Consider the following 12,398-nt stretch of genomic DNA (forward strand, 5'->3'; position numbering starts at 1 on the left):
TTATAATACGTATTAATACAAGTTGATCTAAGATCGCTTCTGACTAAACTAGATCCGAACGGAATACGAGAGACGGAACCTGAATGACACTGGTGCGTGAAAACATTACATCGCTCTACCGGCAGATTGCCGATACCCTGCGGCAGGAAATTGCCGCCGGGCATTTTCAACCTGGCGGAAAACTGCCCTCTGAAGCTGCGCTTGAACAGCGATTTGCGGTCAGCAGGGTGACGGTACGGCTCGCGCTGAAGCATCTGACAGAGCAGGGGATTGTCGAGCGCAAGCAGGGAAAGGGAACCTACATATCGGGCAAGAAGGTTGCACATGGCATCAACGTCATGCGTAGCTTTCATGAGTCGCTAAAGCAGCAGGGGCTGAATGCCACAATGCGTTTGCTGGTCAAAGAGGAGGTGCCAACGCCAGAGTCGCTGCAATCGCTGTTTCAAATGTCCCGGTCGCTGACGTTTATTTCACGGCTGCATCTGGTGGATAATGATCCCATTGCGGTGGGTTACAGTCATTTCCCGGCATTTCCTCATGAGCTGAGCTGGGAAGAGACCGAGAAGGAACCGACCTGGGTCCTGTTAGAAAAAGCCACGCAACATCACATCAGTCGCTCCGATATTGCCATCCGGCTGGCCTTCGCGGATAAGGGACTCTTTGACGTGCTGGGAACCGATAAAAACGCGCCGCTTTTTCTACTGGAGCGAACATCCTGGTTTGAAAACGGGCAGTGCGCTGAGAACTCTCGCTTTTTCATTCGTCCGGAACGCTACGAGTTTATTTTGAGCAACAGCTGAAGTAGGGGCTCTGATTCTCACCGGTGATTTAATTTGACTGGGTATTCAGAGTATTGGCAATCCGGTCATGAACCTCGCGATCTGGATGATGTTCATCATTCTGTTATCAGTATATGCGGTGAATGTCATTAGCCCTTAATCTTCTTCGTAAATCATCGTAGCTACTATTGAATGAGCGCTGACAGGGGGATACATGGATTCTGCATACGCGTTTAAGAATTTGGTTTCAGGAACGTCCCCCCGGAAAGTGAAGGCATGTTTCTTGTCAGGCCCACATGCGAGTCAACAGGGCACTGTTAACATATTGTCCGTCAGGCTGTTCCAGAGCATCTCACTTCGGCAATCCGCGCGGCCGATACTGCGCCCACCGGCGCAATACTCAGTGGAAAGTCTGCGCAACGGGCTGAACAGTGTTAGCGTGTGATGCTGCCAGGTTGAAGGGGAGGAGTGCTGCGCTATAGCTGAATCAGGCTGGGCTCTCTTCCCCCTGATACTGCAAGCATAGGGGTGATCTCATTGAATTGGTTGCACAATCAGTAGATCACAAAACGCTATGCTTGTCTTTTTCACCCGCCCATGAATGGGGATTCCTCAGTGCTTCAGCGGGGCTTTTTACTTAATCTTTCAACGAAATCCCTTTCATTGTTTCCCAGATTCTATGCTTATCCTGCTCGTGTAAATTCTTCTGCTGCACGGCGTGCATAAATGCCTCCTGGCCCTGTTCCGTCAGAGGTTGCCCGGACTTTAATCGTGCCGCCACACTTTGTAGAATACGATGGCTAAGTTGGCCGATTTGCGTCCGGACATCCTGAAGCGGGCGAGGCTGCCAGTCAGTTTCCGGCGCCGCCAACCAGTCGGCGCGATAGCGGTACTGAATCGCCTTGGCGGCGTCCATCTGCGCCTGAATAAATGGCCTTACGCTCTCGCCTTTTAATCCCAGCGAATCAGCATCAGCAGTGGCGCTCTCCAGAACCTTCTTCTCTTGCTGTAGATCTTCAATCGCCTGGTGATGTTGCGCTTTATATCCGGCAACATCTTTCATCAAGGACAAATGTTCATTGATCAAATTGCCAATCGAAGGGGTTGAAGCAGAAATTGCCGTTGCAGAGAAACTTGCGGCAGCGAGAAGCAACACGGCTGTATAGAGCTTGTACGGCATCATAAATCTCCGACGTCGATAAACAGGAAGTCTGTAAAAGCGTTCCCGGTCAGTTGAAGAAACATTTCGCAGAAAGCGTAGCTAGCGCATTTTACAGTCTTGTGATGATAAAAAAACCGTAAATCCGATCCGGGCTTACGGTTCTCTTTTACAGCGGGGTTAAAAAATTACTTCGACACGTCCGCACCGAAGTATTTCTGGGAAATACGTTCGTAGGTGCCGTCGGCCTTGATCTCTTCCAGCGCTTTATCAATCGCCGCTTTCAGCTGCGGGTTGTTTTTGCGCAGCAACACGCCGGATTTCTCCGCGTCAGACTGGGTTGCGACAATTTTCACTGGCGCATCCGGTTTATGTTTTTTGAAGTCGAGGAACGACAGGTTGTCGTTGATGGTCGCATCGGCACGGCCCTGCACCACTAAATCCACAGATTGGTTAAAGCCATCGGTCGGCACAATATCCGCCCCGTATTTACGCGCGATCTGCGCATAGTTACTGGTCAGCGTGTGGGCCGATTTTTTGCCTTTCAGATCTTCAAAACTTTTAATGCTGCTTTTGTCATTGACGATCAGCACCGCTTTAGACGCGATATACGGCTCGGAGAAGTCGAATTTCTTCTGGCGTTCTGGCGTAATGCCGACCTGGTTAATCACCACGTCGTAACGGCTCGCATCGACACCGGCGATCAGGCCGTCCCATTTCCCTTCTACGAACTGCGGGCTCACTTTCAGGCGTTTGGCGATTTCACGGCCAATCTCTACGTCAAAACCCTCCAGCGTGCCGGAAGCATTGTGGAAAGTGAACGGCGGATAGGTGCCTTCAGTACCGATTTTCAGTACGCCAGCGGACTGAATCTTTGCCAAATCATCCTGCGCCAGCGCTGCGTGGGCAAAACCAAGCTGCATAATCCCGGCGACGACTAATGTTGCGAGTGCTTTCATCTGCATTACCCTATGTTGTTTTTATTAACTCGCCCCGGATTACGGGAGCGCGGTGCTTAAAGAGGCGATAAACTCCGCAGTTCGGGGTCTCTTCGCGTGTAAAAACAAATCGTTAGCGGAGCCGGACTCAACAATTTCCCCGGCTTCCAGAAACACCACCTGGCTGGCGATATTCGCCGCCAGACGTAAATCATGGGTCGCCATGATCATGGTTGTTCCTTCCAGCGCCAGCTGGCGCAGCACGGCCACCACTTCGCCGGAGAGCTCAGGATCGAGTGCGGAAGTCGGTTCATCGCACAGCAGCACCGCCGGTGACGGCGCCAGCGCGCGGGCAATCGCCACGCGCTGCTGCTGGCCGCCAGAGAGCGTATTCGGCAGGGCGTTGCATTTGTGCAGCATGCCGACTTTATCCAGCAGTTCTTCACCACGGCGGCGGGCGCGTTCGCGATCCCATTTATGCACCGTAATCAGCCCTTCGGTGATGTTGTCGAGGGCGGTCATATGCGGAAACAGCGCGAAGTTCTGAAATACCATGCCGGTCTGGCGGCTGATGCGACGAATATCCTGGCCTTTTATCCGCGTGTCCGGCGCGAATGCGATGCGCTCTTTGCCGATGGTCAGCTCCCCGGACTGAGGAATTTCCAGCAAATTAATGCAGCGCAATAAGGTGCTTTTCCCGCTGCCTGAAGGGCCAATCAGCGTGGTTACCGTGCCTTCTTCAATCGTTAAATTGATGTTCTTCAGCACCCGGCTGCCGTCGAAACTTTTTTCAATGCTGGAGAGCGTTATCATTGACCTGACCTTTTACTGTCGTACCCGCTAATTTCCGCTCCAGCTTCTCTTGCAAATGCGATAACACCGAACTGAAGAACAGATAAATAATCGCCGCTTCGCTGTACAGAATCAGCGGTTCATAGGTCACTGCCGCAATTTGCTGCGCGGCAAGAAACATCTCCGGTACGGTGATCACCGACGCCAGCGAAGTGTCTTTTACCAGCGAAATAAAGGTGTTAGAGAGCGGCGGCACGGCGATGCGCGCGGCCTGCGGCAGAATAATACGACGCAGCGACTGCGCCCATGTCATGCTGATGGAATGGGCGGCTTCCCATTGCCCTTTCGGCACGGCCAGCAGCGTTGCCCTGATCACTTCTGAGGTATACGCACCAATATTGACGGTAAAGCCAATCACCGCCGCAGGGAAGGCATCAATGGTTAGCCCAGCGCTCGGCAACGCGTAGAAAATCAAAAATAGCTGCACCAGCAGCGGTGTACCGCGAATCAGCCAGACGTAAAACCGTATCACCGGCTTTAAAAAGGCCGGGCCGTACAGACGCAAAAGTGCCACCGCAAACCCGAGCGACAGCCCAAGAATAAAAGAGATCAGCGTTAAGGGAATGGTGAATTTCAGCCCCGCGGAAAGCATTGGCCAGAAAGAATCAATCGCTAAGGGTAACCATGTTGGCACTGCACACCTTCCGGACATAGCATCTTGCCAGAAATTGCTGGCGGAATATTTTATTAGCCCGGCTTAATTATTTGGGGGCCGGATTAGTGAGAATTATATTCTTTGCGCCGTGTGCGAAAACAAATATATACGAATAACGTTATATAGAAAAAAGCTAAGCCATTCTTTTTTGATGCAAACCCGCCGTCGTTACCTGCCGTTTTATGGCATCATTTGCGTGAAATTTCGCCATTAATGCACCATTTTTAATCGATTTGTCCGGAAATGGAAACCTCCAGACGCTATTTATATGAACAATAGTGTTTCGTTGGAAACGTCGGGAGATCACCAAACGGAAAACTTTTTTGCATACGGTAAAAATGACGGTATTGGTTTTTATCAGTAAGAAAAAACTAATATAAGACATGGTGTTATGGGATGTGTACATAACGAAGCACTGATGGGAACCGGCTGCCTGCGAACGTCAGGCAACCGCTGCAACATTTTCTGAAAGCCAGAGAGAAAAACCAGGGCGCCGGGGAATCGTTAAGCTGGTGGGTAAATTGCTGCTTTCAGAGGGATTTTTGGCCGAATACCGCCTGCGCCATCTCCACGAACCCCGCGCCGCCGGGGCCGAGCGTTACCCAGCGGGGGGCTACGGGGAGTTGATCCAGATACTGCCGGACGGTGCTGACGCCTACCGTGTGTTTGAAAAAAGCCAACATCGGCGCGTCGTTGGTTGAATCGCCGCTGTAGAGAATAGCTTCCCGCTCCCGATCGATATCGACGCCGTAGTGCTGAGCCAGAGTACGGCGCGTCATGGTCAGCTTGTCGTAGCCACCCAGCCAGCCCAGCACCCACAAGTTGTTGACGGTAGCGTCGGCACCCGCCTGCCGCAGCGTGTTGACGATGCGGCGCTCCAGTACCGGGTCGGCAGGCCGCGCGAAGGCCAGGCTGGTCAGGCGGAAGGGCTGATCGTCCGCCAGACGGGCTTCCGGTAGCGCTGCCAGGACCCGGTCGGCGATGGTCCGCAGCCGGGCGGCGACGGATGCCGTGGCGTCGTCCGCGTGCCAGTAATGATGCTCGATGCCATGCCCGTCCGCGGTGCGGCGGAAAAAAAGCCCGCCGTTTTCGCCAATGACGCCGTCAACAGGCCACATCCGCGCCATCTGATCGCACCAGCCCGCCGGCGCGGCGGTGACCGGGATCACCCGTATCCCGGCGGACTGCAATTGTTCAAGCGAGGTATAGGCGGCGGCCGACAAACGGCCCTGCCAGGTGAGCGTTTCATCCATATCGGTGAGGACAAAACGTACTGGCTCGAATTCATTAGCGGGAGCATCGGATAAAGCGCGCATAGGGAACCTTAAACATCATGATTTAATAACGGAAATGTTACGTTAATTTCTCATAATCAATAGCTAAAAATCAGTTATGCTTTGCAATAAATTCGCTATAACTTTTCCCTCATTGTCCAACTGAACGGTGGCGTTAATGACTCCATTTTTCACCCCGCCACATTTTCGTACCATCGCGAACGAGTCGCTCTGGCGAAGGAGGGACGCATCGATCGTATTCGCCGGGTACGGTTGATTGTCGAATGTGTTGATTTAAAAGTATTTACTCTTTTTAGCTATTCAAAGTCTATATGGTTATTTGTTTTTAATGTGGGTAATGCATAAAAGTGAGGTGACGCAAAAAAAGATTTATCGATGCGATTTTAAGAAGGATATTATTATGCCAGAAGCGGGTGAATTGTATCTCATGCCGAAAAGAGAAAATAACTGGCATTTAAATAATGTCGTCGATGAACTCCGTCGCGTTCGTCAGGCGTGGCGCGATGAACATGCGAAAAATAATTATCGTAATAAACGTAGTTTACCTTCCCGGGAAAGCGTTAATTCAGTCACCGATACCTTGATAAAAGTGCTTTATCCGATGCGATTAGGTGATATTGAATTACGCAAAGAGGGCGAAGATTATTACGTCGGTCATTTGCTAGGCACCTCGCTTGACAGATTGACTGAAGAAGCGGTCCTGGAACTTTATTATCAGTCAGATGAGCAGGATGCGAGTCACACGCTGTCGCAGGAGGCGGTCAGGCGGGTTCAGCAGTTTGCCAACCGTTTGCCGGTCATCCGCCAGCGTCTCGATCGCGATATCCTCGCGGCGTATCAGGGAGATCCTTCCGCGCGCAGCATGGATGAGGTGCTGCTCTGCTATCCGGGAATTCATGCCGTGATGCACTATCGTCTTGCCCACGAGCTGCATCAGCTCGGTCTGCCTCTGCTGGCGCGAATGATATCTGAAAAAGCGCACAGCCAGACGGGAATAGATATTCATCCCGGCGCGCAGATTGATGACGGATTCTTTATCGATCACGGAACCGGCGTGGTGATTGGTGAAACGGCCATCGTCGGTAAACGCGTGCGTATTTACCAGGCGGTTACCCTTGGGGCCAAACGATTTATTGCCGGCGATGACGGGCAGTTGCAAAAAAACTATCCTCGCCATCCAATCATTGAAGATGATGTCGTTATTTACGCCGGTGCAACAATATTAGGACGAATTACTATCGGCGCGCGTTCCAGCATTGGCGGAAATATATGGCTGACCCGTGATGTTCCGCCGGATAGTCATGTGCAGCAGGCCCGGGTACAGCAAAAACATTTCAGCGACGGTGACGGAATTTAATTCCGCCGATAATAAAATGAAATGGCCAGCGCATCGGAATAAATAAAATAACAGCGTGATAATTATTATGAATTTACTTGAAACGATCGGCGCTACGCCGTTAATCACGTTACCCTCTTTTGCCGCCGAGCTACCTGGCGTAACGCTGCTGGCAAAAGCAGAGTTTATGAACCCCAGCGGCTCGGTGAAAGACCGCGCGGCGAAAGCGATGGTGCTGGACGGGATTGCTCGAGGGTTATTAACGCCGGGTAAAACGATTATTGATGCGACCAGCGGTAATACCGGCATTGCCTACGCGATGATTGGCGCGGCGCTGGGATATCACGTCCGGCTATATCTGCCGCAGAATACCAGCCCGGAGCGCAAACGTATTATTCGTCATTATGGCGCCACGATTGTGGAGACCGATCCGCTGGAAGGTTCTGACGGCGCCTATATTGAAGTTCAGGCACAAGTTGCTGCGCATCCGGAACGTTATTTTTATCCGGACCAATATAACAACCCCGTCAACCCGAATACGCATTTCGCGACGACCGGAAAAGAGATCTGGGAGCAGAGCGGGCAACAGATCACCCATTTTGTCGCCGGTATGGGCACCTCCGGCAGCTTCGTCGGCATCGCGCGGCGGCTTAAATATGAAAATCCGCGCGTGAAAACGCTCGCCGTACAGCCCGCTTCGCCATTCCACGGCATTGAAGGGACCAAGCATATGGGGAGCAGCATTAAACCGGGCATTCTCGACGAAACCCTGTTCGACGACGTTATTCCCGTCACCACCGAGGAAGCCTATGCGAGCACGCGGCGCCTCGCCCGGCGGGACGGCATTTTTGTCGGCATTTCCTCTGGCGCTAATGTCGCCGCCGCCGCGCGGCTGGCCCGCACGCTGCCGGCGGGATCGGTGGTGGTCACGCTGCTGTGTGATGTCGGCTCGCGTTATCTGACTGACGCTTTCTGGAATGAAACCCATGATTGAATTGACTCAAGAAATCACCAGGCTGATTGGCGCTGAAGGGGAAAAGGCCTATCCCAACGAATGCTGCGGTGCGCTCTTTGGCCACTTTTCCGCGCAGGGCGATGCCCGCGTGACGGCGATTTTCCCCATTGTTAATGCTCGCGAGTCGGAGGAGCAGTACCACCGTTTTGTCATCACCGCCGACGACTCCCTGCGGGCGGAACGCGCTGCGCTGGCTCAGGATGTGGACGTGATCGGCTATTACCATTCGCACCCCGATCACCCGGCCATTCCATCTGAATTTGATCGCGAACATGCGCTGCCGTTTTACGCCTATATCATCGTGGCGGTCGCGCAGCGCGAGGCGGGGGCGCTGACCAGCTGGCGGCTGACCCAGGACCGCCAGCGCTTTTTGCAGGAGGATGTGCAGATCGTTTTATGACGTGAATAACGGGCACAACGTTGCCGGAAACCAGAACAAAACACGGAGAGATTACCACTATGGCATCGACATTACTGATTCCCACTGCGCTACGCGCCTTCACCGACGGTCAGGGGAAAGTGATCCTCGAAGGCCACACCGTTGGGCAGCTGGTCGCAGCGCTGGCGGAGCGATTTCCTGACATTCAGCCGCATCTGTATGACGATACGGGCGCGCTGCGCAGTTTCATCAATCTGTACGTGGGAGAGAACAACATTAAAACCACCGGCGGGCTGGAGACTCCGGTTAGCGATGGGGCGGAAGTGCTGCTGGTTCCCGCCATTGCCGGCGGCGTCGGGAAGGCGATATGAGCAGACCGAGCATTATCCCGGATGACCGTCTGACGGAGCTGACGCATGCGGAAATTGCCCGCTATAGCCGCCATCTGCTGCTGCCGGAAGTCGGGCTTGAGGGGCAAAAGCGGCTGAAGGCTGCCCGCGTATTGCTTATCGGCACCGGCGGGTTGGGGGCGCCGGTGGCGCTTTATCTGGCTGCGGCGGGGGTCGGTAAGCTGGGGATTGTCGATTTTGATTTTGTCGACGTCTCCAACCTGCAAAGGCAGATCATTCACAGCACCAAAGATATCAACCGACCCAAAGTGGCTTCGGCGAAAGACAAGATTAAAGCCATCAACCCCGAGATACAGGTGGTGACCTATAACACCACCCTGAGCAGCAAAAACGCGCTCGAAATTATTGGGGAATATGACCTCGTCGTCGACGGTACGGATAATTATCCCACCCGTTATCTGATCAACGACGCCTGCGTTTTGCTGGGTAAACCGCTGGTCTATGGCTCCATTTTTCAGTTCGAAGGGCAGGCCAGCGTCTTTTATGCCGGGGAAGGACCGTGCTACCGGTGTCTTTATCCCGAGCCCCCGCCGCCGGGGTTGGTACCTTCCTGTGCCGAAGGCGGCGTTGTCGGCGTGCTGCCGGGGATTATCGGCACCATTCAGGCGGCGGAAGCGATCAAACTTATCGTCGGCGGCAGCGAGAGCCTGATTGGCCGCCTGTTGCTCTTCGATGTGTGGCAGATGAAGCAACGCGAGCTGCGGCTGGAGAGGGCTCCCGACTGCCCGGTATGCGGTGAGCATCCCTCGATTCATGCGCTCATCGACTACGAGGAGTTTTGCGGGCTGAAACCTGATGAAGCAGAAGTTCCGGTTGAAAGCGTCACGGCGCTTGAGCTTCACGCCTGGATAGAGGAGGGAAGACCCCTGCAGCTGATCGACATTCGTGAACCCCACGAAAGGGCGATTGCAAAATTTCCGCAGGCAAAGGTGATACCGCTGGGCCAGATAGTCAGACGTATCGGTGAATTCGACCCGACGGTCGATGCGGTATTTCTGTGCAAGATAGGGCAGCGCAGTATTTTCGCCATTCGGGCACTCCAGCGCGCAGGTTATCAGGGGCGCGTGATGAATTTAAAAGATGGCCTAAACGCCTGGGCACGGGATGTCGATACCCGTTTGCCGCAGTACTAACCTTCAGCTCCACTCTTTCAAACACTAAGGAATCATTATGGCAGAACAAAAAGGCATTGATGCACTGGGGCGTGAAGCCGCGTATCAGTTAGCGAACGTGACCAAAACGGCACCGCAATTTGCGGCAATCACCCCGCGCTGGGTCAGCCGTTTTCTCGATTATAAGGGCCTGGAATCGGGAATTTACCGGGTGAACAAGGTCGTGGAGGGGGAGACGCCGCTGGATGTATTATGCAGCCAGGATCCGTCGCGCATTGAAATACCCCAGGGCTATATCGAGTATCAGACCACGCCGCGTGAATACCAGCTGGATTCGATTACGACCATTATAAACGTCGATACCAAAATCGCCGATCTCTACAGCTCGCCCTACGACCAGGCCTCAGAGCAAATCGCGCTGGCGATTGAAAGCCTGCGCGAGCGCCAGGAAAGTCAGCTGATCAATAACGATGAATATGGATTGCTGAAAAATATCGACGACTCGCAGCGTATTCAGACCCGCAATGGCCGTCCAACGCCGGATGACCTGGATGAGCTGTTGTCCAAAGTCTGGAAGGAGCCCTCCTTCTTTCTGGCCCATCCGCGCGCGATTGCCGCATTTCAGCGTGAGGCCACGCGACGCGGCGTGCCGCCGGTCACCGTGAATTTGCATGGGGGCACGTTTATCCTGTGGCGCGGTATTCCGCTGATCCCTTCCGACAAGCTGTTTGTCGATGGTCTGAAAAACCCGAAAGGCCAGGGCGGAAAAACCAATATCCTGTTGATTCGTTCCGGTGAAAGCAAACGCGGCGTGCTGGGACTTTATCAGGAAGGGCTGCCAAACGAACAGTCTCGCGGTTTGTCGGTGCGCTTCCGGGGGATCGACGATAACGGCGTGGCTTCCTATTTACTCTCACTTTATTGCTCCGCTGCGATCCTGGCCGATGACGCCATTGCCGTGCTGGAGGATGTTGAAGTGGGTGAATATTATGACTACGAGTAATTTATTCACGCTTCCCTATGCGCCCGGCGGATGGGCGGGCGACGCGCCCTCCGCGCGTGATTATGGTCTGCCCGACGCGCGCGATCTGCAGGGGCTGCCTGACGACGCGTCCGCACGTCCGCGTGCGACCGAAGCGGCTTACGCGCCGCGGGTGCTGCCATTGGGCCAGGAGAGCAGGGCGGATATCGCGCCTCGCGGATTCGCGCCGTTACCCCCTTCCAGCGTAAAAACGGCGCCGCCGGCGCGGGTTGGACAGATCCCGGTAGAACGCATCCGCGCTGATTTCCCGATCCTTAGCGAACAGGTGGACGGACATCCGCTGGTGTGGCTGGATAATGCCGCGACGACCCAGCGCCCGAAGCAGGTTATCGATCGTATCAGCCACTATTATTTACATGAGAATTCGAACGTTCATCGGGCGGCGCATACGCTTGCCGCTCGTTCCACCGATGCTTATGAAGCCGCGCGTGAGAAAGTGTCGCGCTTTATCGGCGCCCGCGGCCCGGAAAATATCATCTTCGTGCGCGGTACCACGGAAGGGCTCAATCTGATAGCGCACAGCTACGTGAAGCCGCTATTACGACCGGGGGATGAAATTATCCTGACGTTGCTTGAGCATCACGCCAATATTGTACCGTGGCAGCTTATTGCCCAGGAAACGGGCGCGACGATCCGCGTTGCGCCGGTTGATGAGCACGGTCAGCTGATCGTTGAGGAATATATCCGGTTGTTCAACGATAAAACCCGCTTTGTCTCCGCGACCCACGTTTCTAACGCGCTGGGTACCGTCACGCCGGTTCAGGAGCTGGTGCAGATCGCCCATCGTTTTGGGGTGCGCATTGCCATCGACGGCGCGCAGTCTATTTCGCATATCCCGACCAACGTGACGGCGCTGGATGCCGATTTCTTCGTCTTCTCCGGCCATAAAATTTTTGGGCCGACCGGGATCGGCGTGGTCTATGGCAAGCAGGAGGTGCTGGAAGAGGCGCGCCCTTATCAGGGCGGCGGGAATATGATTGCCGACGTGACCTTTGAACTGACGCGCTATCAGCCCTCGCCGAATAAGTTTGAGGCGGGGACGGGCAATATAGCTGATGCCGTCGGGCTGGGGGCGGCTATCGATTATGTCACCTCGCTGGGGATAGAAAACATTGCGCAGTACGAGCACGCCTTACTGGAGTATGGCATCGAGAAGCTGTCGGCTATTCCGGGCCTGACGCTGGTCGGTACCGCGGCGAACAAAACCAGCGTCTTATCTTTCGTGCTGGCGGGTCATGAAAATGCAGCCGTGGGGCGCTATCTCAGTCAGGTCGGCATTGCCGTGCGATCCGGACATCACTGCGCGCAACCGATCCTGCGCCATTTTGGTTATGAGAGTACCGTCCGGCCTTCGCTGGCCTTTTATAATACGCCGCAGGAAATTGATTTTCTCGCAGAGCATGTCGCAAGGTTTGCTTCGCGGTAG

At 54.2% G+C, this 12,398-nt stretch carries 13 protein-coding genes; 8 read left to right on the forward strand and 5 right to left on the reverse strand.

Features of this window, described 5'->3' with window-relative positions:
* Window positions 1-83: 83 nt before the first annotated feature.
* Entirely contained in the window at window positions 84-800 is a 717-nt protein-coding gene (locus tag ABLU88_RS01330) for a GntR family transcriptional regulator (protein ID WP_064406550.1), read from the forward strand.
* A gap of 616 nt (window positions 801-1,416) precedes the next feature.
* Here the strand turns inward: ABLU88_RS01330 and ABLU88_RS01335 are convergent.
* The 5 genes from ABLU88_RS01335 to ABLU88_RS01355 all read right to left on the reverse strand — a co-directional run bounded on the left by ABLU88_RS01335 (window position 1,417) and on the right by ABLU88_RS01355 (window position 5,699).
* Window positions 1,417-1,962 carry a chorismate mutase gene (locus ABLU88_RS01335; protein WP_224237177.1) on the reverse strand — a complete coding sequence of 182 codons (546 nt, stop codon included), beginning with the start codon at window positions 1,960-1,962 and terminating at the stop codon, window positions 1,417-1,419.
* A 164-nt stretch (window positions 1,963-2,126) separates the two neighbouring features.
* On the reverse strand, window positions 2,127-2,897 hold the full coding sequence (locus ABLU88_RS01340) for an amino acid ABC transporter substrate-binding protein (protein WP_014229046.1): 771 nt from the start codon (window positions 2,895-2,897) through the stop codon (window positions 2,127-2,129).
* Between the two features lie 39 nt (window positions 2,898-2,936).
* Window positions 2,937-3,689, reverse strand: coding sequence for an amino acid ABC transporter ATP-binding protein (locus ABLU88_RS01345; protein ID WP_064358848.1), 753 nt, complete (start codon window positions 3,687-3,689; stop codon window positions 2,937-2,939).
* Window positions 3,667-4,362: an amino acid ABC transporter permease gene (locus tag ABLU88_RS01350; RefSeq protein WP_014229048.1), complete on the reverse strand. Its 696-nt coding sequence runs from the start codon at window positions 4,360-4,362 to the stop codon at window positions 3,667-3,669. The genes ABLU88_RS01345 and ABLU88_RS01350 overlap by 23 nt, the downstream gene beginning before the upstream one ends.
* A gap of 551 nt (window positions 4,363-4,913) precedes the next feature.
* Window positions 4,914-5,699 (reverse strand): HAD-IIB family hydrolase, encoded by a 786-nt coding sequence (locus ABLU88_RS01355; RefSeq protein WP_348836110.1) that lies wholly within the window; start codon window positions 5,697-5,699, stop codon window positions 4,914-4,916.
* Between the two features lie 379 nt (window positions 5,700-6,078).
* On the opposite strand from ABLU88_RS01355, the gene epsC reads away from it, so the two are divergent.
* From epsC to ABLU88_RS01390, 7 genes are all read left to right on the forward strand, one after another.
* Window positions 6,079-7,035, forward strand: coding sequence for a serine O-acetyltransferase EpsC (epsC, locus tag ABLU88_RS01360; protein ID WP_014229051.1), 957 nt, complete (start codon window positions 6,079-6,081; stop codon window positions 7,033-7,035).
* A gap of 67 nt (window positions 7,036-7,102) precedes the next feature.
* Entirely contained in the window at window positions 7,103-8,008 is a 906-nt protein-coding gene (locus ABLU88_RS01365) for a cysteine synthase family protein (protein ID WP_025107021.1), read from the forward strand.
* The gene (locus ABLU88_RS01370) at window positions 8,001-8,429 is read left to right on the forward strand and encodes a M67 family metallopeptidase (protein ID WP_025107022.1); all 429 of its coding nucleotides are present in this window, start codon (window positions 8,001-8,003) and stop codon (window positions 8,427-8,429) included. Before ABLU88_RS01365 ends, ABLU88_RS01370 begins: the two co-directional genes overlap by 8 nt.
* Window positions 8,430-8,488: 59 nt before the next feature.
* Window positions 8,489-8,779: a MoaD/ThiS family protein gene (locus tag ABLU88_RS01375; RefSeq protein WP_014229054.1), complete on the forward strand. Its 291-nt coding sequence runs from the start codon at window positions 8,489-8,491 to the stop codon at window positions 8,777-8,779.
* Window positions 8,776-9,951, forward strand: coding sequence for a molybdopterin-synthase adenylyltransferase MoeB (gene moeB / locus ABLU88_RS01380; RefSeq protein WP_025107023.1), 1,176 nt, complete (start codon window positions 8,776-8,778; stop codon window positions 9,949-9,951). The genes ABLU88_RS01375 and moeB overlap by 4 nt, the downstream gene beginning before the upstream one ends.
* A gap of 37 nt (window positions 9,952-9,988) precedes the next feature.
* Window positions 9,989-10,933 carry a family 2A encapsulin nanocompartment shell protein gene (locus tag ABLU88_RS01385; RefSeq protein WP_348836111.1) on the forward strand — a complete coding sequence of 315 codons (945 nt, stop codon included), beginning with the start codon at window positions 9,989-9,991 and terminating at the stop codon, window positions 10,931-10,933.
* Window positions 10,920-12,398, forward strand: coding sequence for a cysteine desulfurase (locus ABLU88_RS01390; RefSeq protein ID WP_064406561.1), 1,479 nt, complete (start codon window positions 10,920-10,922; stop codon window positions 12,396-12,398). Before ABLU88_RS01385 ends, ABLU88_RS01390 begins: the two co-directional genes overlap by 14 nt.

Origin of the sequence: Klebsiella sp. GW_Kp182 (genome assembly GCF_040062275.1) — a bacterium.
GTDB lineage: Bacteria > Pseudomonadota > Gammaproteobacteria > Enterobacterales > Enterobacteriaceae > Klebsiella > Klebsiella michiganensis.